This window comes from Nesterenkonia sp. E16_10, assembly GCF_017347085.1.
Taxonomy (GTDB): Bacteria; Actinomycetota; Actinomycetes; order Actinomycetales; family Micrococcaceae; genus Nesterenkonia.
In genome coordinates, this window is sequence record NZ_JADPSA010000001.1 from 79,749 (window position 1) to 100,156 (window position 20,408).

Here is a 20,408-nt window from a genome sequence, read left to right on the forward strand (position 1 = left end):
CTGAGAACGTGAACCCCGAAAGCGTGGACCCAGCGATCGTTGCCCCACAGAAGCTGAGCCCGCAGAAGCTGCAGGACCTGTTGGAGATCGCCCATGAGGCCGCCGCCGCCGGTGCCGGGGTCCTGGCCGAACGCCAGGACGTCTCCCCCTCCGGGCTGGTCCTGGGTCAGGAGCACTCCGGGGTGCAGACCAAGTCCTCGGCCTCGGATCTGGTCACCGACTTCGATCGGCGCGCCGAACAGGCCGTGCGCGAGGTGATCAACCGGCGTCGACCCTCCGATGAGGTCTCCGGTGAGGAGTACGGCACCACCACACCGGCTGAGCCCAGCGGCTACCGGTGGTCCATCGACCCGCTCGACGGCACCACGAACTTCATCCGCGGGATCGTCTACTACGGAACCTCGGTGGGTCTGCAGGGCCCGGACGGCAGCTGGCTGGCCGGCGTCGTCGTGGCTCCGGCGCTCTCCCGCATCTGGTGGGCCAGCGCCGGAGCCGGCGCCTGGAGCACCCACGGGGACTCCGAGCCGACCCGGCTGGGCGGACCCACCGGCGAGCTCGACGCCGGGCTGCTCTCCACCGGCTTCGGCTATGACCCCGCCCGACGCGCCGAGCAGACCCGTGCGGTCAGCGCGATGCTGCCGCACTTCGGCAATATGCGCCGACTCGGGGCCGCCGCTCTGGACATCTGCATGGTGGCCGATGGCACCCAGAACGCCTACGCCGAGTACGGCATCTGGGAGCACGACTGGGCCGCCGGGGCGCTGATCGCCGAAGAGGCCGGGGTCTTCGTGCGCCGCCCGATCGCGGCAGACAGCAGCAAGACCCCGGATTGGACCGTGATCGGGGACATCGGCATCGACCCCAGCGAGCTCTCCCCGGCTCCGCTGACCCGCTGAGCGCCATGGACCGGAACCACTCGCAGCCCAGCGGCGCCCGAACCGACTCGGGGTCGATGCACATCCGCCCCGCCGCCGTCGCCGACTGGGACCGGATCGCGGAGCTGACCGTGGCCGCCTATGTCGACGGCGGCTTCCTCAGCGCAGGAGACTCCTACGTCTCACACCTGAGCGACGTCGAGACCCGCGCCCGCGGCTCGCAGCTTCTGGTCGCCGAGGTGGACACCCTCGAGGGCCCCGCGGTGGCCGCCTCCGTGGCGGTCGCCGATGCCGGAGGCCCGATGGCCGAGGTGGCCCGGGCCGGGGAGATGGAGTTCAGGATGCTCGCCGTCGCGCCGGAGCATCAGGGCCGGGGCATCGCACGGGCCCTGGTGCGTCACATCATCGGCCTGGCCGAGTCGCGCCCGGAGATCCACGCGCTGACCCTGTGCAGCCTGACCTCGATGACCACTGCGCACGCGCTCTACCGCTCCGAGGGCTTCCGCCCGATGCCGGAGCGGGACTTCTACCTGCCCGAGAAGTCAGCACGGTTCCCGTTCTTTCGGCGTGAGGTCTGAGCCCGGCGCATGCAGGCACGAGAAAGCCCGGTGGTTCCTCTCCCCTCGAGAGGCACCACCGGGCTTCATCGTTCATCGCGACGTGTCGCGAAGAGCTGCTGGGATCAGCGGCGCTCTGCCAGCTCGTGGGGCAGCGGCTCCGGATCCTCCAGCAGACGACCCGCCTTGCGGTCCGCCAGGTACTGCTTCATCTCTTCCTTGACCTTCGGCGCCAGGATGACCAGGCCGATGACGTTGATGAAGATGCACATGAACAGCGCCGAGTCGGCGAAGTCGAAGATGTTCTGCGTGGAGACCAGGCAGCCCAGGACCACCAGGGTCAGTGCGATGATCCGGAAGATCGTGTCACCGACCTTGGTGGTGCCGAAGAGGTGCCGCCAGGCCTGGATGCCGTAGTACGCCCAGGTGATGAGCGTGGAGAAGGCGAAGAGCAGCACCGCGACGGTCAGCACGATGTTGAAGCCGGGCAGGAAGGAGTCGAAGGCCGCCGAGGTCAGGCCCACGGGGTTGTCTGCGCCACCGGCGTCCAGTGCTTCCTGGTACTCGGGGGTCCAGGCGAAGATGATGACCAGTGCGGTCATGGTGCAGATCAGGACCGTGTCGATGAACGGCTCGAGAGCAGCGTTGAAGCCCTCGGAGATCGGACGGCGCGTCTTCACGGCGGAGTGGGCGATCGGTGCGGAACCGATGCCGGCCTCGTTGGAGAAGGCCGCGCGGGTCACACCGATGATGATGACGCCGAGCACGCCGCCGGAGATGCCCTCAGGGGAGAAGGCGCCGCCGATGATCGCGCTGAAGGCCTCGCCGATGTTGGAGAAGTTCACCCCGATGACGATGAGGCAGGCCACCACGTAGATGATGGCCATGGCGGGAACCAGCTTGGCGGTGACCGCACCGATGGACTTGATGCCGCCGATGATCACCACGCCGACCAGTCCTGCGAAGACCAGGCCGAAGATCAGTGCGGCGAGGTCCGAGCCGAAGAGGCCTTCCTCTCCGCCGGTGGCGGCGCGCAGCTGGCCGAAGGCCTGGTTGGACTGGAACATGCCGCCGCCGACCACGCCGAAGAGCATGATGGCGATGGCGAAGAGGCCGGTGATGATGGCCACCGGGATGCGACCGAGCTTGTGGTAGGCGACCTTGAGGTACTGGAAGGGTCCGCCATGGACGATCCCGTTCTCATCGATGTAGCGGTACTTCACGCCCAGCGTGCACTCCACGAACTTGGTGCACATGCCGAAGAGACCAGCGACGATCATCCAGAAGGTGGCGCCGGGGCCGCCCAGTGAGACCGCGGCGGCCACACCGGCGATATTGCCGAGACCCACGGTCGCCGAGACCGCTGAGGTCAGCGCCTGGAAGTGGGAGACCTCGCCGGGGTCCTTCTCGGTGGTCCACTTGCCGCGGAGCACCTCGAGGCTGACCTGCGGGGTGCGGAACTGCACAAAGCCGAAGTAGATGGTGAAGCCGATGGCGGCCAGGATCGACCAGAGCACCACGACGGGTGCGTCGAAGCCGCCCAGTGGAACGGTGGCGAAGATGATTCCGGAGAAGAACTCCGTGATTCCGGCGAACCAGCCGTCCACGGTGTTGGCGGCCCCCTGCAGCGCGGATTCCTCCGTGGCTGCCGCCGAGATGTATGCACTCATGGTGCTCATGTGATTCCCTCACTCGATGATCGGTGCAAAGCGCGTGTGATGTGTTGGTGCGAAGCGCGTGTGATGTGACGGTCCGAGGTCAGGCCTCGGGTTGCGCAATAATCTACTCCCCCACTGTTACGGCCAGTTTGCGACACGCAATGATTGTGTATCGAGCATGTTGCCAGGTGGTGGAATATTGCACAAGAGAGAATTGTGCCATAGAACACAAAAACGGCCCAGAATCGCGCTCAGGGAGCGGATTCTGGGCCGTCTGTCAGGGTCTCGGTGGTGTGCCGGGGCGGCTGCGGCGCCGCGATGCGGCGGGCCGGTTCAGCCCTCGATCCCCAGCTTGGCCAGCACGATCTCGCGGACCTTGCCGGCGTCTGCCTGACCCCGGGTCTCCTTCATCACCGGGCCGATGAGCGCCCCGATGGCCTTGAGCTTGCCGGCGGCGATCTTCTCCACCACGTCAGGGTTCCCAGCCATCGCCTTCTCCACCGCAGCGGTGAGCGCACCGGAGTCATCCGAGACGACCTCCAGTCCGCGGACAGTGACGATTTCCTCCGGGGTTCCCTCCCCGGCGATCACGTGCTCCAGAACCTGGCGGGCGATCTTGTCGTTGATCCGACCCTGGGTGATCAGCCCGTTGAGCGCGCTGATCGTGCCGGGCTCCACGCCGAGGGCGGCGGGTTCGAGGTCGCGCGCGTTGGCCAGTCGGGAGATCTCCCCCATCCACCATTTGCGGGCCACGCTCGGGGAGACCCCGGCGGCCACGGTCTCATCGATCTCATCGAGCAGACCGGCGGCGACCACGTCGCGGAACTCCTGCTCGGAGAAGCCCCAGGCGGCGAGCAGTCGACGCTTGCGATCGGCGGGCGGCTCGGGCAGCTGCGCGCGCAGCTCCTCGACCCAGGCGGCGGTGGTCACGATCGGGACCAGATCCGGCTCCGGGAAGTAGCGGTAGTCATCGGCGTCGGATTTCGGGCGGCCCGAGCTGGTGGTGCGGCTGCCCTCCTGCCAGTGCCGGGTCTCCTGCACGATGGTGCCGCCGGCGGCCAGGATCCCGGCGTGGCGGCGCATCTCGTAGGTGACCGCATGCTCCACGGCGCGCAGCGAGTTCACGTTCTTGGTCTCCGAGCGGGTGCCGAAGGTGGTGGTGCCCTTGGGCATCATCGAGACGTTGGCGTCGCAGCGGACGTTGCCGCGCTCCATCTTCGCGTCGGAGATGTCGAGGCCCTTGACGATGTCGCGCACCGCGGAGACGTAGGCCCGCGCGAGCTCCGGCGCCCGAGCACCGGCACCGACGATGGGCTTGGTGACGATCTCCACCAGCGGGATCCCGGAGCGGTTGTAGTCCACCAGGGAATAGTCCGCGCCCTGGATCCGCCCGGAGGTGCCGGCGTGGGTCAGCTTGCCCGCATCCTCCTCCATGTGGGCGCGTTCGATCTCCACGCGGAAGACCTCCCCGTCGTCGAGCTCGATGTCGAGGTAGCCGTCGAAGGCGATCGGCTCGTCGTACTGCGAGGTCTGCCAGTTCTTCGGGGTGTCCGGGTAGAAGTACTGCTTGCGGGCGAAGCGGCAGCGTTCGGCGATCTCGCAGTTCAGCGCGAGCCCGAGCTTGACCGCGTACTCCACGGCCTTGCCGTTGACCACCGGCAGGGTGCCCGGGAGTCCCAGGCAGACCTCGTTGACGTTGGTGTTGGGCTCGTCGCCGAAGGCATTGGGCGCCGAGGAGAACATCTTGGTCTTGGTGTTGAGCTCCACGTGGACCTCGAAGCCGAGCACCGGGTCGAACCGCTCCAGTGCCTCCTCGAAGCTCAGCGGGGACGCGTCGGTCAGCGTGTCAGTCATGTCTTCCTTCACTTCCCGGCGGCGTGAGCCGCCGCTTCCGCAGTCTCCGCCAGCTCTGGGGCCTGGGCCCAGAGTGGTTCAGCGTCCTGGGTCAGCAGCTTCTCCAGCGCCGCGCCGGCGCGGTAGACCCGGGCGTCCTCTCGGATCGGGGCGAGGAACTGGATCCCCACCGGCAGGCCTTCGGAGAGTCCGCCGGGCACCGAGAGGCCGGGGATCCCGGCGAGGTTGGCGGGGATGGTGGCCACATCGTTGAGGTACATCGCCAGCGGGTCGTCGTCCTTCTCTCCCAGTGGGAACGCCACGGTGGGCGAGGTCGGGGAGATCAGCACGTCGGCCTTGGTGAAGGCCGCGTCGAAGTCCTGCTGGATCAGCGTGCGGACCTTCTGGGCGGACCCGTAGTAGGCGTCGTAGTAGCCCGCGGAGAGCGCGTAGGTGCCCAGGATGATGCGACGCTTGACCTCGTCGCCGAACCCGGCGGCCCGCGTGGAGCCCATGACCCGTTCGATGGTCAGCGGCCCGGCCTCAGGCAGCACCCGGGTGCCGTAGCGCACGCCGTCGAACTTCGCGAGGTTGGAGGAGGCCTCCGAGGGCATGATCAGGTAGTAGGCGCCCAGCGCGTATTCGAAGCTGGGGCAGTCGACCTCCACGATCTCGGCCCCGGCGGCGCGCAGCGCGTCCAGCGCTTCGTGGAAGCGGGCCAGCACGCCCTCCTGGTATCCCTCGCCCTGCAGCTGCTTGATCACCCCGACCCGCAGACCGGACACATCGGCGCCGCGGACGGTCTCGGCCAGGGCCGGGACCTCTCCGGTGAGCGAGGTGGAGTCCTTCGGGTCGTGTCCTGCGATCAGCTCGTGGAGCAGCGCGGCATCTTCGGTGGTTCGCGCCACCGGGCCGATCTGGTCCAGCGAGGAGGCCATCGCGATGGCCCCGTAGCGGGAGACCGCGCCGTAGGTCGGCTTGCCGCCCACGGTCCCGGTCATCGCGCCGGGCTGGCGGATCGAGCCCCCGGTGTCGGTGCCCAGGGCCAGCGGCGCCTCGAAGGCGGCGACCGCGGCCGCGGAGCCTCCCCCGGAGCCGCCGGGGATGCGGGTGATGTCCCAGGGGTTGCGGGTCACCCCGTAGGCGGAGTGCTCGGTGGAGGAGCCCATCGCGAACTCGTCCAGGTTGGTCTTGCCCAGGATCGGCAGCTTCGCGTCGCGCAGCCTGGTCACCACGGTGGCGTCGTAGGGGCTCATCCAGCCGTCGAGCATCTTGGACCCGGCGGTGGTGGGCTGGCCCTGCGTGACGATCAGGTCCTTGACCGCGATCGGCACCCCGGCCAGCGGGTGCAAGGCCTCAGCCTCGGCGCCGCCGGCGGCGCGGATCGCGTCGACCTCGGCGGCGGTGCGCAGCGCCTCCTCCTCGGAGACATGCAGGAAGGCGTTGATCCCGCGCTCGCCGCCGTCGACGGCGGCGATCCGGTCCAGGTGCGCCTGGGTCAGCGCCACGGAGGTGATCTCCCCGGCGCGCAGCTTCGCGGCCATCTCGGCGGCGGTGAGCCGGATCAGCTCATGGGTGTGGGTGGTCATATCGGGGGTCACTCCTCGTCCAGGATCGCCGGGACCTTGAAACGGCCGGCTTCAGCGTCAGGTGCATTGAGCAGCGACTGTTCAGCGGTGAAGACATGCCCGACCTCGTCCTCGCGGAAGACGTTGGTCAGCGGCAGCGGATGACTGGTGGCGGGGATCTCGCCGGAGACGGCCTCGGAGACGGTCGCCACGGAATCCACGATGACGGCCAGCTCGTGCGCCATCTTCTCCAGCTCCTGCTCAGTCATGCTGATGTGCGCGAGTTTTGCAAGATGCTCAACGTCTGCGCGCGAGATCTCAGACATGCAGCTCCCTCGGGGATCGGTGGTGGATGAACTCGGTCCAGTCTATCGGCCAGCACGACGACGGCGGCCGCGTCGAGCGACCACCCGCGAGGAGGCTGCCGAGATCACCTCCCGGGTCGAGCAGGTGGGCGGCCGCCGTCGTGGTGCCGGGCTGATCAGTCGATTCGACCGATGACTCGGTCAAGCTGGTCAGCCAGCCGGGTGGTGCTGGGGTGTCTGCTCAGTCGGCGACGTCCTGGACCGGGGCCTCGTAGCGCAGGACCGCGGCCGCGGCGCCGGAGACCGGCGCGCCGACCAGGCCGAAGGAGGCGCCGCTGGCGGAAGCGTCCGCCAGCAGCTGGTCCTCGCCCTCGGCGCGCTCATCCTGGCGCAGCAGAAGCGTGTCCACCGCGCCGAGCCGGATGGCCGCGCGGACCTCCTCGACGCCCTCTGCGGAGCGGCCGTGTCCGGTCGCCTCGCCGTAGCGGTCGGTCTGCTCGTTGCCGCGGGCGATGACGACGCGACGAGCGATCACGGTCAGCTCATCGCGCAGCGCCTGCTCGGTGCCTTCGTCTGCGTGGCCGGCGGGGATTCCGCCGCCGGTCTCGGCCTCGACGGTGAGCTCCTGGAGCGCCTTGGGCAGCTCCTCGTGCAGGGTCCGACGGCCCTGGGTCTCGCCGGCGACCACGATCACGTCCGGGTTCCAGGAGTCGGCGATCTTGGCGACCCGCTGGGTGATGTCCCGAATGTTCTGCGTGGCGGCCTCGTCGGCGGATCGCTGGATCTGCTTATGGCTCAGCGCACCCTGGCGGGGCTTGTGCACCGACTCGACGCTGCTGCCCTGGACCGACTCCTCTTCTCCTGACGCGAGCAGGTCCTCGCCGGAGACGACCAGGCGGCGGATGACGGCCTGCTGCTGGTCAGCGATGACCACCAGCATCCGGGCGGCCCCCAGGCGGTGGCGGACATAGTCGCCGAGCTGCGGCGGCTCGCCGACCGTAGCCAGGTCACCGGAGCCCTGGGCGGCGTCGAAGTGCTCGTTGAGGACCACACGGGTCTGATCGGCCACGAGGACGCGACCCTCGGTGTGGACCTCGGTAGGGGCTGGCCCGGTGACGGCCTCATCCAGCGCGGTCAGCGCGACATCGGGGGTTCCCGCGTCGGCCAGCTGAGTGCGAAGGTCCTGCCAGCGGAGCCGAAGCTGGTCCTCGGCATCGGCGGCGGGGGAACGTGCTTCAAGGTAGACGGTGGCGAACGGGCCCTGGGCCTCGTAGACGCCTCGGAGATTGGTCAGCTGCAACGGTGCTCCTTCCTGCATCCGACGGCGACGGAGACGCTGCTCCAGATCGCCGCCCGACGCGAGCTGTTGGTGACAACAGGTGACTGTCTCCGACGCTATCGACGACGGAAAGGCAGGGTCAAGCGATCTGTTCCTGCACGTCCACGACGACGACGGTGACGTTGTCGCGGCCACCGGCGCGCAGCGCCTGGTGGATCAGCCAATCCACGGTGTCCTGGGCGTTGCGGCCGGCGCCGAGGATGCGTTCCATCTCGGAGTCGTTCAGCTCTCCGCTGAGTCCGTCGGAGCAGATCATCAGCCGCTGACCGGCGCGCACCTCGGAGGTGAAGTAGTCCGCGTCCCACATGTCTCCAGCGCCCAGGGCGCGGGTGATGACATTGCGCTGCGGGTGGGTGTGCAGCTCCTCGGCGGTGATCAGGCCGGATTCGAACATGTCCTGGACCTGGGAGTGGTCGCGGCTGAGCTGCCGCAGCTGGGACTGCTCGAAGAGGTAGGTGCGGGAGTCCCCGATGTTGAAGACGATCCAGTTCAGTCCGGCGCCCTCGTCGGCCAGCAGCGCCCCGGAGACGGTGGTGCCGGCCTTGGAGTCGGTGGCCTCGCGGATCCGCTGATCGGCCTCGGCCAGAAAGGTCTGGATCTGGTCCCGGGCCACGTGTCCTTCGGCCCGGTTCCAGCCATCGGCGAGGGTCTGCACGGCAAGCGCCGAGGCGACCTCTCCTGCCTCGTGGCCGCCCATGCCATCGGCCACGGCGAAGAGCGTGTCGGTGATCACCGAAGAGTCTTCGTTGAGTTCCCGGCGCAGGCCCACATGGGACCCGTACCCATAGTCGAGGTAGAGGCCTGCGGGCGGGGTCTGCTGGACCCGGGGTTCCTCTGGACTTTCTGCGCTGGCTGCCACATCACCATCTTGTCACGGGGCCGGTCGCTGTGGTGACGATAGGGCGCGTTTCGCTCCACTCGGGCGCGGGTCGCGCACGGTTCGAGCGCTGCCGTCGTGAGCACCGGGTCTCGGCGCGGGTCGGGTCAGCGGCGCTCGGTGACGATCCCGGCGCCCTGGCCGCGCAGCAGCATATTGGGCTGGACCTCGCCGAAGCCGCGCACGATCCGGGGCGGCTGCGGCACCAGCAGATAGTCGGGATTGGACTCCAGCGTCTGGGCGGTGACCTGGTCCACCAGGATCGTGCCCGGATCCGCCAGTGAGGTGAGCCGGGCGGCGAGGTTCACGGTGGGTCCGTAGATGTCCCCCATCCGGGAGAGGACCCGTCCCCAGACCACCGAGACCCGCGCCTCGGGCAGGACGTCGTCGGCGGCGATGGACTCGGCCAGGGCGAGCGCGATCTCGGCGCCGGCCTCGGGGGTCTCGGCGTTGTAGAGCACCTCGTCCCCGACGGTCTTGACCAGCCGGCCGCCGCCGATGGAGATGATCTCGGCACATTTGGACTCGAAGTGCTGCACCATATGGGCCAGGGTGCGCTCGTTCATCTGCCGGGAGAGCGAGGTATAGGAGACCAGGTCGGCGAAGCCCACGGCGCGGGCCAGCGGCAGGGCGGCGTCGTCCTCGGCGCCGGTGCGTCCGTGCGCGGTGGCGGCCAGCCCGGATTCGACCCGGACGGTGAGCCGCTGCAGGGCCGCCGAGAGCTGGCGGCGCCAGGTGTAGCCCATGAGCTTTTGGATCGGTTCGATCAGCTGGGGCAGCGTCCCCACGACCTGGGTGCGCGCCACGGCGTCGGAGAGCTGGCCGTTGGCGATCTTGTCCTCCACCAGGGCCTCGATCTGCCAGACCACCATGCGGTCGGTCATCTGACCCACCGAGCGGGTCAGCGAGATCGCGGTCTCCTCGTTGAGGTGCCCGTCCCGGACCAGCTCGATCATTGTGGCCAGCGCCTCGACGTCGGTCTTGGTGAACGCCTTGACGTCGTCGTCGAGGTTGGGGAAGCCCAGCGCCCGCCAGAGCCGGCGGGCGGATCGGGTGGAGACGCCCAGCTGATGCGCCATCTCCCGGTAGGTCAGGGTGCGTTCAGCCCCGAGCAGCCGGTGTTCCAGTTCCCGGATGGTCCGGTGCCACTCCCGCTGCTCCATGCTCGGGATCGGGATCGCGGCGGTCTCCGGGGCACGCTCATGGCCGGTGAGCGGCGTGGCGCTCCGACTCGTCGCGGCGGCGGCCCCGGCGCTCTCGAACTGGGCGTCGCGCCCGTCGGGCGCCTCGCGGTCCGCGCGGCCGGCGCTCCGGTCGGCCAGTCCTTCGACGGGGACGGCGAGGTCGGGGCCGTCGGTGATGCTGCTCTCCCCCGCCTCCTGCAGCACGGTCTGGCGGACCTGACCCTGCAGCCGCGGAGAATTGAAGTCCGACCAGTCCTGGCGGGCGGCTTCGAGCTCGGCGGCAGAGTAGTGCGCCGACACCTCGGCGGGCGGCGCCGCGGCTCCCGCCGCCTCGGCCGATCCGGCGGCCTCCGGGGTGAGACGGGTGGGCTCGCCGCTGAGCTCGAGTCCGCGGCTGGCTCCTGGAGGCGTGTAGCGCACCGCCCGCCATGAGGCGTCGGTGTCCTCGCCGCCGAGGTAGACCGGTCTGCGGTCGGGTCCTGGCGGGTTCTCAGGCATAGTGCGCCTCTCCGTATCCTCCAGGAGCAGGAGCCTGGTTCGCGTATTGCGCCGCGACGTGACGCCGGTATTCACCCAGCTCCTCGGCGATGACGGTCTGGAAGTGCGCGGCATCGGGCATATTGGACAGCCGGGTCCGCTGGTGCTGGCCGTAGGCGCCGTGGAGCAGGATCAGGTCCCCAGCCTCGGACATGGACTGGATGCGGGACTGCTTGAGCTGCACCTCGGAGAGCAGCCCCAGCGGCACGACGCTGGCCTGGGCGGCCCCCAGCAGGTTCTTCTGCACCAGGCGATGGCTGGTCAGGTAGGTCATGCGGTTGCCCCAGCTCAGCAGGGGCTTGAGCGTGCCGAACGCGAACGCGAGGAGTCCGCCCGCCCAGATCAGGAAGACCCCGATGTGCTGGTAGTGCTCGACGAACGCGGGCTGGTCGGCCCGGGAGATATAGCCCAGCAGGAAGCTCATCACCGTCACGGTGACGAGCAGGTTCAGCAGGGCGGGCAGCAGCGCGCGGTAGTGCGCGCGGGTCCGGATGACCACCTGTTCGCCGTCGACCAGCTTGAGCTTCATCGTGAGCCACAGCCTCCTGCCGGTCTTCGTCCACGCCCCCTGAGCCCAGGGCGCGCCAGTAGTGCCGATGTCGATCGCCAGTCTACCGGCACAGCCCTGGGGTTCGTCCGGGAGGCCCACAAGCTGAATAGTTCGGGATCCCGCTCGTGCCACCTGCATGGCCAGAGAACTGCCTGGCGTGCACTGACCGCTGAATCTTGCATTCGGCTCAATCGAGCCACAGGTGACTCCTCAGCCAGACAGGTCCAAGCGGTCTGCTCAGCGGCTGCAGTTGATCGGGGTATAGGTCGTGGACGACCGATTCCAAGACATCGAGTCCCCGGTATTAACGGTTGTGCGCTGGTACAGGTCACACCCTCGGTACACGGCGTCCGAGAATTCACTGGGCCACTGCAACGTGTAGGCGACCTGGCAGGCATGACTGTAGCCAGCTGGAAGTCGGGTGCATGCCACGCGACCCAATGAACCGGCATTGTGAGCCGCTACAACCTCTTCATTGGGGAGGTAGTGGGTGATGACGTTGGGTGGGTTATCAACCCCGCCACCAGCCCAGTCCGCGGCACTGGCAGGCGCCGCTGCACCGAAGATCGCTCCAGCTCCAAGGACCCCTGCGGAGAACATCGATATTATTCGCTTCTTCATGAGTCTCAACTCCAAAACCAGTTTTGAATCATTATCAACCGTATAATCTCGTGCGTTCAACATAATATGCACGGTGGCCCAGTATTTCAACAGGTCCCATTATTTCTAATTCTAATTAATCCCTGATGCCGAATGGATCGAAACGACGCAGATGAACTACGTCGCCGGCCGAGAAGGCCTTGGGCTCCGGCATGCAGGACTGCCATCCCTGCTCGGTGGTGGCGCGCCGGGCAGTGACCTCCACCTGGAGCGCCCCCTGGGAGGTCAGCCGCTGCGCCACTCCGCGCTCGGCGCTGCCGTCGGGGAGCTCCACGCGGACCTGTTGACCCAGGGTGCTCAGCACCTGGGACACCATGGTGACCAGCACCTCCGAGACCGTCTCGGGAGCCCGTCGCGCAGCCGCTTCGACGGGGCCCAAGAGATCCGCGAAGCGCTCCAGGAAGCAGCACAGCAGCTCGGTGCGCAGCGCCCCGGGCTCCTGGCTCTCCGGTCCCTGGGCAGCCGAACCCTGGCCCTCCGGCCCCTGAGCGCTCTCAGCGAGCCTCGGGTCGAGCTGCGCCGCGCGGCGGCGCAGTTCGATCAGCACCGAGGTGGAGCCCTCGATGGGGAGCTGCTCGGGCGTGAGCAGCACGTTGATCCCGACTCCCAGCACGACGGTGCCCGGCGCTGCGGGGCGCCCGGGGACGGCGGAGGCGAGAATCCCGCTGATCTTCTTCTCCGGCCCCTCGGTCTGGGTCACCTGTACGTCATTGGGCCACTTGAGCACCGCGCGCTGGTCTGCGGCATCGAGTCCGAAGTCCTGGCGCAGCGTGTCCACCAGTGCCCGACCGGCGAGCATCGAGAGCCAGCCCAGGTGTTCCGCCGCCAGCTGCGGGCGCAGCACGATCGAGGTCGAGAGAGACGCCCCTTTCGGCGAGCTCCAGGCGCGCCCCAGCCGGCCGCGGCCGCCGGTCTGTTCCTCCGCGGTGAGCACCGAGAGGTGCGGCCACGCCGTCGGAACCTGCCGTCGCGGCGGCGTGTCCGAGTGCGAGCCCGGCTGCGCCTGCGTCTCGGCGGCCAGCGCTCGAGTCAGCCATTCATTGGTGGAACCGACGGACTCCACCCGTTGGATCCGCGCGTAGGCCCCTCCGGCCTCGCTGAGGAGTCGCCGGGCGAGCAGGGCGTCGTCGAGTGGTGGCAGTGCGGCGGTCATCAGCTCAGGCTAAGCCACCGGATCCTGGGTTCGCCGCGCAGCCGCAGCGCAGCGGTTGGGGCAGCCGCGGTGACAGTCGTGGTGGCAGCAGGGGTCGCAGTCGCCGTCGGGGTCGCAGGCTCAGCCGGGGTCGCAGGCTCAGAGGAAGGCGTCGGGGATCAGCTCGGCCTCGGGGTCCACCGCATAGTCGGTGAAGTCCTCGACGCCCAGCTGGCGCAGCACCTGCTCGTCGGTGAGGAAGGCCCCGCTGATCGGGTGCGGCGTCCCATCGGCCCCGGGGGTGCTCACCTGCCCGGAGAGCAGCGCCACAGCGGCGTCGGCCACGATCTCCACGCGGCGGGCCCCACGGATCATGGTCTCGCCCTGCTCACCGGCGAGCGCGGCGAGGTTGCGGATCGCTGCGGTGTCAATATAGGTGGCGGGCCAGAGCGAGTTCACCGCCACGCCGTCGGGCTCGAGCTCAGCGGCCAGGCCCACGGTGGTCATCGACATTCCGTATTTGGACATCGTGTAGCCCAGGTGCCGGCCCAGCCAGACCGGATCCAGCCCGGCCGAACTCAGCGCCAGCGGCGGGGAGAGGGTCAGGATCTGCGGGGTGAAGCCCGGCTCGGAGCCTTTTGAGGAGACGGCGTCTGCCGCCGCGCCCTCCGCGGCGGCCTGGTGCTTCGCGGCGCTGGTGCGCAGGTGCGGGGCCGCGGTCTTGGAGAGCAGGAAGGTGCCGCGGACGTTGATGTCGTGCATCAGGTCGTAGCGCTTCATGTCCAGCACCTCGGTGGGCGAGAGGTCGATCGCGGAGGCGTTGTTGATGACGATGTCGATCCCGCCGAAGGTCTCCACGGTGCGCTCCACGGCGGCGAGCACATCCTCGTCGCGGCGCACATCGCCGACCACGGCGAGTCCCTGGCCGCCGGCCGCACGGATGTCCTCGACCGCGGTGTGGACGGTGCCGGCGAGCTTCGGGTGCGGGGTGTCGGTCTTGGCCAGCAGCGCCACATTCGCACCGCGGGCGGCCAGAGCGACCGCAATGGCATGTCCGATGCCGCGGGACCCGCCGGAGATCAGAACAGTCCGCCCCCTGAGGTTCCCGGCGCGCTCGGCCGGTCCGGTGGCGGCGGGATCGGTGTGGGTATCGGTGTCGGGGTTGGTGTCGGCGGCGGGCTCAGACGTTGTGAACTGGGTCATAGCAGCACACTACCGGTGAGTAACCACGGGTGGAAGCAGGCAGCTCCGTCCAAGCCTGCAAGTCCGGGCCGGCTTTTTGTAGAGAGTCCACAGCGGAACCACCCTCTGCCGTGGATAGACTGGCCGCTGAATTGTGGACTTCCTCCAGCCTGCGATCGGAAAGGTGCCACCGCGCAGCCATGACGTCAGATCTCACCACCACCGCCGGCAAACTGGCAGACTTCCGCCGGCGACGCGACAAGACCCATGCCCCTGCCGGGGAGGAAGCCGTGGCCAAGCAGCACAGCCGCGGGAAGAACACCGCCCGGGAGCGCATCGACATGCTGCTGGACCCGGACTCCTTCGTCGAGCTCGACGCCATGGCGGTGCACCGCTCCACCTCCTTCGGGATGGAGACGCGCCACCCGCTGGGCGACGGCCTGGTCTCGGGCTACGGCACCATCGACGGCCGGCTCGTCGCGGTGTACTCCCAGGACTTCACCGTCTTCGGCGGCTCCCTCTCCAAGGTCAACGGCGAGAAGATCGTCAAGGTCCAGGAGTTCGCCGCGCGCAACGGCTGCCCGGTGATCGGGATCAACGACGGCGGCGGCGCGCGCATCCAGGAGGGCGTGTCCTCGCTGGCGATGTTCGCCGACATCTTCCGGAACAACGTCCACGCCTCGGGCGTGGTCCCGCAGATCACCCTGATCATGGGCCCTGCCGCGGGCGGCGCCGCCTACTCCCCCGCGCTGACCGACTTCGTGATCATGGTGGACAAGACCTCGCACATGTTCATCACCGGACCCGATGTCATCAAGTCCGTGACCGGTGAGGACGTCGATATGGAGACCCTGGGCGGAGCACGCTCGCACTCCACGGTCACCGGCACCGCGGCCTATATGGCCTCCGACGAGGCCGACGCGGTGGAGTTCGCCAAGGAGCTGCTGGAGTTCCTGCCGCTGAACAACCTGGCCGAGGCGCCCATCGAGGACCACGAGGAGCGGCCCAAGATCGAGGCTGGGGACGAGGCGTTGAACGCGCTGATCCCAGACTCCTCCTCCGCCCCCTACGACATGCGGATCCTGATCGAGCAGATCCTCGACGAGGGCCATTTCCTGGAGCTGCAGAGCCTCTACGCGCCCAACGTCAGCATCGGCTTCGGCCGGGTGGAGGGCCGCTCGGTCGGGGTGGTGGCGAACCAGCCCACGCAGTTCGCCGGCACCTTGGACATCGCCGCCTCCGAGAAGGCCGCCCGGTTCGTCCGCTTCTGCGACTCCTTCAACATCCCGATCCTGACCCTGGTGGACGTCCCGGGCTTCCTGCCCGGCACCGACCAGGAGTTCAACGGGATCATCCGGCGCGGGGCCAAGCTGCTCTACGCCTACGCCGAGGCCACGGTCCCGAAGATCACGGTGATCACCCGCAAGGCCTTCGGCGGCGCCTACATCGTGATGGGCTCCAAGAAGCTCGGCGCGGATGTGAACCTGGCCTGGCCCACCGCGCAGATCGGCGTGATGGGCGCCCAAGGCGCGGTGAACATCCTCTACCGCCGCGACCTGGCGGCGGTGGAGAAGTCCGGTGGGGACGTGGAGGGCCGGCGCAGATCCTTGATCGCCGACTATGAGGCCGAGCTGCTCAATCCCTACCAGGCGGCCGAGCTGGGGTACATCGACGCGGTGATCGAACCGGCGGAGACCCGCTGGCAGATCGCCAACGCGCTGCGCGCCACCCAGCACAAGCGTGAGGCGCTGCCGGCCAAGAAGCACGGAAACATTCCGCTCTAGAAGGGCTTCAGACCATGACTCACGCAACTCTGAGCACCGACCCGGTCCCCGGGACCGACGCTGCGGCCACCGACTCGACCGACCGGTCCGAGACGGTCGGGGCGGCCGATCCCGTGACGCCCGCCGAGGCAGAGCAGGGCTCCGAGAACCGGCAGGACGCGGAGAACCGGGAGGACTCTGAGCCCGAGTCGGATTCCGACGCTGAGTCGGATGCCGAGGACCTGACGGATCCGGCGGGCTCGGACCTGCAGCTGGCGGGAGGCTCCCTGACCGATGAAGAGCTCGCCGCGGTCACCGCCGTGCTGGGCACCCTCGCCGGGTCCCCGGAGGTCGAGCACAACGGCGCCGGCAGCGCCGGGCCCAGTGACCGCACCCTGCAGCGACGCCGTCGGCTCGGCCTGTGGGGACGCCCGGGGCCGGACTCCTGGAAGCATGCGGCGGGCCTGCGATGACCCGCCTGATCCTCGGCTCCGCCTCGACCAGCCGTGCCCGGATCCTGACCCAGGCCGATGTGCGCTTCACCGTGCGCGTCTCCGATGTGGACGAGCCCGCCGCGGTGGCGGCCGCTCAGGAGAAGCTCGGCGAGGAGCAGCTCACCCCGGCCCTGGAGGCTCAGCTGCTGGCTGACCTGAAGGCCGCCGCCGTCGCGGACCTGCCTGGCATCAACAGCCGGCCCTCCGTGATGGTGTTGGGCTGCGACTCGGTCTTCGAGCTCGACGGGGTCAGCTATGGCAAGCCCTATGAGGTCGACGTGGCGGTGCAGCGCTGGAAGCAGATGCGCGGACGCACCGGGGTGCTCCACACCGGCCACGCCCTGGTCGACGCCGCCACCGGCGCCCGAGCCCAGCGCACGGTCTCCACCCGGGTCAGCTTCGGGGAGCCCAGCGACGCCGAGATCCAGGCCTATGCGGAATCCGGGGAGCCGCTGAACTGCGCCGGGGGGTTCACCATCGACGGTCGCGGCTCAGCCTTCGTGGACCGCATCGAGGGCGATCACCTCTCCGTCATCGGAGTCTCCCCGGAGGCGCTGCACTCGATGCTCGCCGAACTGGGCCATTCCATCATCGACCTGTGGTCTCCGCCTCCGCGGTGAGCCACACCTGAGACACCCCAGGGGCGGCACTTCCCGCACCTGCAGACCCACCGAGCCAAGGTGGGTGACAGCGAAAGCAGAGAGAGGAACCATGACCGAGTTCACCAAGGTCCTGATCGCCAATCGCGGCGAGATCGCCGTCCGCGTGATCCGCGCCGCCCAGGATGAGGGGCTGGCCGCCGTCGCCGTCTATGCCGACCCGGACCGTGACTCGGTGCATGTGCGCATGGCCGACGAGGCCTATGCGCTCGGCGGCGCCAGCGCCGCCGAGAGCTACCTGAGCATCCCCAAGATCCTCGCCGCGGCCCGCGCCACCGGCGCCGACGCCGTGCACCCGGGCTATGGGTTCCTCTCCGAGAACGCCGAGTTCGCCCAGGCCGTGATCGACGCCGGACTGACCTGGATCGGTCCCCCTCCCAAGGCGATCGACACCCTCGGGGACAAGGTCTCCGCGCGGCAGCTGGCCGAACGGGTCGGCGCGCCGCTGGCACCGGGGACCAAGGAGCCGGTCAAGGATGCCAAGGAGGTCATGCGCTTCGCCGAGAAGCAGGGGCTGCCGCTGGCCATCAAGGCCGCCTACGGCGGCGGCGGACGCGGCATCAAGGTGGTCCGCGAACGTGACGAGATCGCCGAGCTCTTCGAATCCGCGGTGCGTGAGGCGGTCTCCGCCTTCGGCCGCGGCGAATGCTTCATCGAACGCTTCCTGGACTCCCCACGCCACGTCGAGACCCAGTGCCTGGCCGACGAACACGGCAACGTCGTCGTAGTCTCCACGCGCGACTGCTCGCTGCAGCGGCGCAACCAGAAGCTCGTCGAGGAGGCTCCGGCGCCGTTCCTGACCCGGGCGCAGAACCGGCAGCTCTACCGGGCCTCGAAGGCCATCATGCGCGAGGCCGGTTACGTCGGCGCCGGCACCTGCGAGTTCCTCATCGGTCAGGACGGCACCATCAGCTTCCTGGAGGTCAACACCCGGCTGCAGGTCGAGCACCCGGTCTCCGAGGAGGTCACCGGTATCGACCTGGTCCGGGAACAGTTCCGGATCGCCCGCGGCGAGCGCCTGGGCTACGAGGACCCTGAGATCCGCGGACACAGCATCGAGTTCCGGATCAACGGCGAGGATCCGGGCCGGAACTTCATGCCCGCACCGGGCACCCTGGAGACCTTCGACCTGCCGCACGGACCCGGGGTCCGGGTGGACTCCGGCGTCCACGCCGGGGAGACCATCTCCGGGGCCTTCGACTCGATGATCGCGAAGGTCATCATCACCGGCGCCACCCGGGAGCAGGCGCTGCGCCGGGCCCGGCGTGCGCTGAAGGAGATGAAGATCGAGGGCATGCCCACGGTGCTGCCCTTCCACCGCGCGGTGCTCGAAGACCCCGCCTTCGCCCCGGAGCTGGCTCCGGCCGCCCAGCCCGCCTCTGCACCCGGTGCGACGGCAGGCTCCGGCAGCCCGGTCTCCCAGGCCGCCGAGCGGCTGGCTCGACGCCGGGCCTCCGCCCCGGAGAACTTCCACGTGCACACCCGGTGGATCGAGACCGAGTTCGACAACCAGATCCCGCCGTATAACGCGCTGATGGCGCACCCGGCCCATGACCACGAGGAGCCGCGCGAGTCGGTGGTCATGGAGGTCAACGGCAAGCGCATCACCGTGAACCTGCCCGCCGCGCTGGCCGGCGGCAAGCTCGGCGGCAAGCCCGCCGGGGGCAAGAAGCGGCGCAAGTCACGCAGCAGCTCCGCCGCTGCGGTCTCCGGTGATGACCTGACCTCACCGATGCAGGGCACGATCGTGAAGGTCGCCGCGAAGGACGGCTCCAAGGTTGCCGAAGGGGACCTGGTGCTGGTGCTGGAGGCGATGAAGATGGAACAGCCGATCACGGCGCATAAGGCCGGCCGGCTCAAGGGGCTCAAGGCCAAGGCCGGGTCCACCGTGACCGCAGGCCAGGTCGTGGCCAGCATCGTCGACTGAGCCTCCCCACCCCGCGATCCCCCAGCCTGCCCCCACCCCACGGTCCGTCTGTCGAGGCCGCGGGAGAGGGGGCAGGAGCGGGGGCAGGTGGAGGACGCTCCTCGCGGCCCCGCCGCTAGCCCTGCCGCGCGGCGACCAGCTCGCGGACCCTGCCGTAGAGCGGATCCTCCGGCCGCAGCCCGGTGACCTGGGTGGTCAGTGCGTCGGCGTCAAGCTCGGTCAGCAGCTTCTGCAGCTGCTGGGTCTGCTCATCGGCGGCGGACTCGAAGTACAGTGCAGCCTCGACGACGGCGAGCAGCCCCGCCACGCTCAGCCCGCGCTCTTCGGCCTCCGCCGCAGGACCGACGAGCCGTTCGTTCCGGGAGAGCTTGCGCAGCGGCTGCCGGCCCACCCGGTCCACGGTGTCGGGCAGCTCCGGGTTACGGAAGCGCTCCAGGATGGTCTCGCGGTAGGCCGCCATCTCCTCGGCGGCGAAGCCGTGCTTGGCCACCAGCAGCGCCGAGGTCTCCTGAAGTGCCGCCCGGACTCCGGCGAAGACGGTCTCATCGGCCAGCGCTTCGGCGATCTTTCTGCGTCCGGCGCGGAAGCCCAGATACGCCGCAGCGGCATGCCCGGTGTTCACGGTGAAGAGCTTGCGTTCGATATACGGTCCGAGGTCCTCCACGAAATGGGCGCCAGGAATGTGAGGCCGGTCGGCACCGAACGGACCGGCCTCGATGGCCCATTCATAGAACGGCTCCACGGTGACGTCGACTCCCCCGTCGGCGGGCTGTCCCGGGACGATCCGGTCCACCGCAGTGTTGGCGAAGACCGCTCGGGCGGAGAGCTGCTCCCACTGGTCCCCAGCGAGCTCCTGCACGTGCCCACGCAGGGTGTCGGTGGCGCCCAACGCGTTCTCACAGGCCATCACCTGCAGCGGCTTGGCCTCGGCGGGACGCTGCTGCAGCCCGGCGAGGACATGCGGGGCGATGAATTTCAGGATGGCCGGGCCCACCGCGGTGGTGACCACATCGGCTGCGGCCACCTCGGCGGCGACCGTCTGCGGGTGCTCCGCGCTGTTGATCGCCCGGAAGTTCGTCACCTGCCGGTCCACGCCCCCGGCTCCGACCTCATGGACGGTGTAGCTCTCCGCTGCTGTGAGTGCATCCACCAGAGGTGCGGCGACGTCGGAGAAGACCACCTCGTAGCCTCCTTCGTGCAGCAGGGTTCCTACGAAGCCTCGACCGATGTTTCCCGCACCGAAATGGACTGCCAGCATGTTGACTCCCGAAGATTGAGTGCTCAGATTCATGTCGTGTGTACAGAGTC

Annotated in this window: 17 protein-coding genes; 6 read left to right on the forward strand and 11 right to left on the reverse strand. The window is 68.9% G+C overall.

Annotation, left to right across the window (positions count from 1 at the left end; all coding sequences use genetic code 11):
• The first annotated feature begins 8 nt into the window (after window positions 1-8).
• On the forward strand, window positions 9-896 hold the full coding sequence (locus I2487_RS00370; RefSeq protein WP_345941284.1) for an inositol monophosphatase family protein: 888 nt from the start codon (window positions 9-11) through the stop codon (window positions 894-896).
• Window positions 897-901: 5 nt separating this feature from the next.
• Entirely contained in the window at window positions 902-1,453 is a 552-nt protein-coding gene (locus tag I2487_RS00375; RefSeq protein WP_207169819.1) for a GNAT family N-acetyltransferase, read from the forward strand.
• 104 nt (window positions 1,454-1,557) lie between these two features.
• Here I2487_RS00375 and I2487_RS00380 read toward each other — a convergent pair whose 3' ends face one another.
• The 10 genes from I2487_RS00380 to I2487_RS00425 all read right to left on the reverse strand — a co-directional run bounded on the left by I2487_RS00380 (window position 1,558) and on the right by I2487_RS00425 (window position 14,278).
• Window positions 1,558-3,111 carry an alanine/glycine:cation symporter family protein gene (locus I2487_RS00380; RefSeq protein WP_207169820.1) on the reverse strand — a complete coding sequence of 518 codons (1,554 nt, stop codon included), beginning with the start codon at window positions 3,109-3,111 and terminating at the stop codon, window positions 1,558-1,560.
• 312 nt (window positions 3,112-3,423) lie between these two features.
• Entirely contained in the window at window positions 3,424-4,944 is a 1,521-nt protein-coding gene (gatB, locus tag I2487_RS00385; protein WP_207169821.1) for an Asp-tRNA(Asn)/Glu-tRNA(Gln) amidotransferase subunit GatB, read from the reverse strand.
• Between the two features lie 8 nt (window positions 4,945-4,952).
• Entirely contained in the window at window positions 4,953-6,512 is a 1,560-nt protein-coding gene (gatA, locus tag I2487_RS00390) for an Asp-tRNA(Asn)/Glu-tRNA(Gln) amidotransferase subunit GatA (RefSeq protein ID WP_207169822.1), read from the reverse strand.
• A gap of 8 nt (window positions 6,513-6,520) precedes the next feature.
• Window positions 6,521-6,817 (reverse strand): Asp-tRNA(Asn)/Glu-tRNA(Gln) amidotransferase subunit GatC, encoded by a 297-nt coding sequence (gene gatC, locus I2487_RS00395; RefSeq protein ID WP_207169823.1) that lies wholly within the window; start codon window positions 6,815-6,817, stop codon window positions 6,521-6,523.
• 220 nt (window positions 6,818-7,037) lie between these two features.
• Window positions 7,038-8,096: a baeRF2 domain-containing protein gene (locus I2487_RS00400; RefSeq protein WP_207169832.1), complete on the reverse strand. Its 1,059-nt coding sequence runs from the start codon at window positions 8,094-8,096 to the stop codon at window positions 7,038-7,040.
• Window positions 8,097-8,214: 118 nt separating this feature from the next.
• The gene (locus I2487_RS00405; protein ID WP_207169833.1) at window positions 8,215-8,994 is read right to left on the reverse strand and encodes a protein phosphatase 2C domain-containing protein; all 780 of its coding nucleotides are present in this window, start codon (window positions 8,992-8,994) and stop codon (window positions 8,215-8,217) included.
• A gap of 125 nt (window positions 8,995-9,119) precedes the next feature.
• A complete protein-coding gene (locus tag I2487_RS00410) occupies window positions 9,120-10,694 on the reverse strand; it encodes an adenylate/guanylate cyclase domain-containing protein (protein ID WP_207169834.1) in 1,575 nt (524 codons plus the stop codon).
• Window positions 10,687-11,262 carry a PH domain-containing protein gene (locus tag I2487_RS00415; RefSeq protein ID WP_207169835.1) on the reverse strand — a complete coding sequence of 192 codons (576 nt, stop codon included), beginning with the start codon at window positions 11,260-11,262 and terminating at the stop codon, window positions 10,687-10,689. The genes I2487_RS00410 and I2487_RS00415 overlap by 8 nt, the downstream gene beginning before the upstream one ends.
• Before the next feature lie 757 nt (window positions 11,263-12,019).
• A complete protein-coding gene (locus tag I2487_RS00420; protein WP_207169836.1) occupies window positions 12,020-13,096 on the reverse strand; it encodes a biotin--[acetyl-CoA-carboxylase] ligase in 1,077 nt (358 codons plus the stop codon).
• A 138-nt stretch (window positions 13,097-13,234) separates the two neighbouring features.
• A complete protein-coding gene (locus tag I2487_RS00425; RefSeq protein WP_207169837.1) occupies window positions 13,235-14,278 on the reverse strand; it encodes an SDR family oxidoreductase in 1,044 nt (347 codons plus the stop codon).
• 179 nt (window positions 14,279-14,457) lie between these two features.
• On the opposite strand from I2487_RS00425, the gene I2487_RS00430 reads away from it, so the two are divergent.
• The 4 genes from I2487_RS00430 to I2487_RS00445 all read left to right on the forward strand — a co-directional run bounded on the left by I2487_RS00430 (window position 14,458) and on the right by I2487_RS00445 (window position 19,100).
• Window positions 14,458-16,041, forward strand: coding sequence for an acyl-CoA carboxylase subunit beta (locus I2487_RS00430; RefSeq protein ID WP_207169838.1), 1,584 nt, complete (start codon window positions 14,458-14,460; stop codon window positions 16,039-16,041).
• Between the two features lie 14 nt (window positions 16,042-16,055).
• The gene (locus I2487_RS00435) at window positions 16,056-16,493 is read left to right on the forward strand and encodes an acyl-CoA carboxylase epsilon subunit (RefSeq protein WP_207169839.1); all 438 of its coding nucleotides are present in this window, start codon (window positions 16,056-16,058) and stop codon (window positions 16,491-16,493) included.
• Window positions 16,490-17,134 (forward strand): Maf family protein, encoded by a 645-nt coding sequence (locus I2487_RS00440; protein ID WP_207169840.1) that lies wholly within the window; start codon window positions 16,490-16,492, stop codon window positions 17,132-17,134. Before I2487_RS00435 ends, I2487_RS00440 begins: the two co-directional genes overlap by 4 nt.
• A gap of 91 nt (window positions 17,135-17,225) precedes the next feature.
• Window positions 17,226-19,100, forward strand: coding sequence for an acetyl/propionyl/methylcrotonyl-CoA carboxylase subunit alpha (locus tag I2487_RS00445; protein WP_207169841.1), 1,875 nt, complete (start codon window positions 17,226-17,228; stop codon window positions 19,098-19,100).
• Between the two features lie 115 nt (window positions 19,101-19,215).
• Here the strand turns inward: I2487_RS00445 and I2487_RS00450 are convergent, their stop codons facing one another.
• Window positions 19,216-20,358 (reverse strand): mannitol-1-phosphate 5-dehydrogenase, encoded by a 1,143-nt coding sequence (locus tag I2487_RS00450; RefSeq protein WP_207169842.1) that lies wholly within the window; start codon window positions 20,356-20,358, stop codon window positions 19,216-19,218.
• Between the last annotated feature and the right edge of the window lie 50 nt (window positions 20,359-20,408).